This window comes from Streptomyces pathocidini, from assembly GCF_001418495.1.
Lineage (GTDB): Bacteria > Actinomycetota > Actinomycetes > Streptomycetales > Streptomycetaceae > Streptomyces > Streptomyces pathocidini.
Genome location: NZ_LIQY01000433.1, coordinates 1 through 2,616 on the forward strand (window position 1 = coordinate 1; position 2,616 = coordinate 2,616).

Consider the following 2,616-nt stretch of genomic DNA (forward strand, 5'->3'; position numbering starts at 1 on the left):
GGCGGCCGCCTCGGGCACGCGCACCAGCGCGCTGACCGCCCTGTTCACCGCCACGGGAGCCGTCACCGGAGCGCTGTCCATCGTCCCCACCGGCAGCCACTTCAACGAGTTCGGCCAGGGCGTCGTCCTCGCCCTGATCCAGCTCGGCGGCTTCGGCATCATGACCTTCGCTTCGCTGCTCGGCCTGCTCGTCACCGGCCGCCTGCGGCTCCAGATGCAGCTCACCGCCCAGACGGAGACCCGCGCGGGCATCGGCGACGTACGGCGCGTGCTGCTCGGCGTCGCCGCCACCACCCTGGTCGTCGAGCTGGCCGTCGGCACGATCCTGACCATCCGCTTCCGGTTCGGGTACGGGATGCGGGGCGGGGAGGCGGTCCACTACGGGTTCTTCCACGCGGTGTCCGCCTTCAACAACGCCGGGTTCGGGCTGCGCGACAACAACCTCGTCGACTACGCGGACGACCCCTGGATCCTGCTGCCGATGGCCGCTGCCTGCATCCTCGGCGGCATCGGCTTCCCGGTCCTGCTGGAGCTGCTGCGCGGCAGCCGGGTCGGCTCCCGCAGCCGGGCCGCGCACCGCTGGTCGCTGCACACCCGGCTGACCGTCGTCACCTACGGGCTGCTGCTGGTTGCGGGCATGCTCATGATCTGCCTGCTGGAGTGGGGCAATCCGGGCACCCTCGGCCCGATGACCGCCGGGCACAAGCTGCTGAACGGCTTCTTCCTGTCCACCAGCGCCCGTACCGCGGGCTTCAACTCCGTCGACATCGGCGCCATGGAGCCCGCCACGCTGCTGGGCCTGTGCATCCTGATGTTCATCGGCGCGGGCAGCGGGGGCACCGCGGGCGGCATCAAGGTCACCACCTTCGCCCTCCTGGGCGCCGCGATCCTGGCCGAGGTCCGCGGGGACCCGGCCGTGGACATCATGGGCCGCAGGGTGCCCCCGGCCGCGCTGCGCCAGGCGCTGACCGTGGCGCTGCTCGGTGTCGGCCTGGTCATGGCCGGTTCGCTGGTGCTGCTGTTGACGACCGACGAGCCCGTGGAGGCCGTGCTCGTCGAGACCGTCTCCGCCTTCGGCACGGTCGGTCTGACCACCGGCATCACCGGAGAGCTGCCCGCCGTGTGCCAACTGGTCGTCATCGCTCTGATGTTCGTGGGCCGCCTCGGGCCCATCACGCTCGCCTCCGCGCTGGCGCTGCGCGAGCACCCCCGCCGCTACGAACTCCCGGAGGAGCGACCCGCCATTGGCTGACTACCTCAAGAACCTGCGTGGGCGGCGCCGTTCGGCCGTCTCGGGCCACCGCCCGCCGGCCGGCGGGCGCGTCGCCGTGCTCGGCCTCGGCCGCTTCGGCGCCTCCCTGGCCATGGAGCTCATGGGCCGCGGCTGGGACGTGCTGGGCATCGACGCCGATCCGGGCGTGATCCAGAAGATGGGCGACGACCTGACCCACGCGGCCGCCGCCGACTGCACCGACCCGGACGCCCTGGCGCAGCTCGGCGTGGGCGAGTTCACCAGCGCGGTCGTCGGCATCGGCACCGACCTGGAGGCCAGCATCCTGGCCACCTCCAACCTCGCCGACGCGGGCGTGCCCAACATCTGGTCCCGGGCCAACGGCCGCCAGCACGGCCGGATCCTGGAGCGCGTCGGCGCCCACCATGTCGTACTGCCCGAGCACGAGATGGGGGAGCGGGTGGCGCACCTGGTCACCGGGCGGATGCTGGACTTCATCGAGTTCGACAGCGACTACGCGCTCATCAAGACGCTCGCCCCCGCCGCGGTCGGCGGGGTGCCGCTCGGCGAGAGCCGGGTGCGCAGCCACTACGGGATCACGATCGTCGGCATCAAGCGGCCGGGCGCCGACTTCACGCACGCGACGGCCGAGACGGTCGTGGCGCCGGGGGACGTCATCATCGTCACGGGCCGGACGCAGGCGGTGGAGAACTTTGCCGAACTTTCGTAGGGCCGAACTGTCGTAAGGGGCCGAACTGTCGTGAGGCGCACGGAGTTGGCATCCTCTTCGGGTGCCTTCTCTGCCGTTCCAGCTGCCCTTCCCGCGCCGTACGCCCCGGACCGGCCATATGGTCGTCTGCGGCGACAGCGCGCTCGCCCACCGCCTCGTGAGCGAACTGGCCACCGTCTACGGCGAGCAGGTCACCGTCGTCCTGCCCTCCGTACGCGACCGGCACGGCCCGCGGATCGCCGCGCTCGCCCGCCGCGGCGAGCTGTCAATGACGGTGATCGAGGCGGCCGAGCCGGACGACGCGGTGCTGCTGGACGCCGGTATCGAGGGCGCGGCGGCGCTCGCCCTGACCGCGAGCGACGACCAGAGCAACATCCACGCCGCGCTGCGCGCCCGCCGCCTCAACCCCGAACTGCGCCTCGTCGTACGCCTCTTCAACCGCAAGCTCGGCCGGCACCTGGAGGAGCTCCTGGAGCGGGCCGCGGCCGTACGGGCCCTGGGGCTCGGCGCGCGGGAGATCGCCGCCTCCACGGTCGTGCTCTCCGACGCCGACACCGCGGCCCACTCGCTGGTCGCCGCGGCCGTGGCGGGCACCAGCAAGATCGTGCAGGCCGACGGGATGATGCTCCGCGCCGCCGAACGCCCCGCGGGCCGC

At 72.6% G+C, this 2,616-nt stretch carries 3 protein-coding genes; all 3 read left to right on the plus strand.

From position 1 onward, the window contains the following. Positions 1 to 1,252: TrkH family potassium uptake protein (locus AOK16_RS19625; RefSeq protein WP_055473513.1), on the plus strand; the 1,252-nt coding region annotated here is incomplete at its 5' end. Next, complete coding sequence (locus tag AOK16_RS19630) at positions 1,245 to 1,961, plus strand: potassium channel family protein (RefSeq protein ID WP_079101566.1); 717 nt, start codon at positions 1,245 to 1,247, stop codon at positions 1,959 to 1,961. The genes AOK16_RS19625 and AOK16_RS19630, both read left to right, overlap by 8 nt. Before the next feature lie 118 nt (positions 1,962 to 2,079). After that, positions 2,080 to 2,616, plus strand: a 537-nt coding sequence (locus AOK16_RS19635) for an NAD-binding protein (protein WP_205627735.1), incomplete at its 3' end; no start/stop codon positions are given.